Source organism: Pseudomonas sp. F9001, from assembly GCF_013385435.1.
Lineage (GTDB): Bacteria > Pseudomonadota > Gammaproteobacteria > Pseudomonadales > Pseudomonadaceae > Aquipseudomonas.
The window spans coordinates 1-315 of sequence record NZ_JACAPX010000004.1 but is presented as its reverse complement, the minus strand read 5'-3'; the positions used below and the strand labels follow the sequence as shown (position 1 = coordinate 315).

The 315-nt window shown below is 57.1% G+C and carries 1 pseudogene; it reads right to left on the bottom strand.

The features are described from left to right. Positions 1-315: pseudogene (locus tag HX818_RS02165) on the bottom strand (YD repeat-containing protein); the annotation flags it as partial.

Sequence of the window (315 nt, the reverse complement as noted above, 5' to 3'; positions counted from 1 at the left end):
GGCCGTTGGCGTGGTACTCAAGCCGGTAGGTTTCCCCAACCTCATTTTCGATCTCGGTGAGTAACAACCGAACATTGTCGTAGCGGTATTTGAGCTGCGTGCCGTCCGGATTAATCCGACGGCTGATCAGGTGTAGGCCGTCGGCATATTCGTAGCGGGTGACGCGGCCCAACTCGTCGCGCTCAGCAGTGATTTTTCCGTACGGGTTGTAGCTGAATTCGCGTGTGGCCCCGTCAGGCTGAATCACTTTCAGCAAACGACCTACGGCGTCCCACTGATACTGGGTCAGCGCACCATGCTCATCCTCGCAAGCCA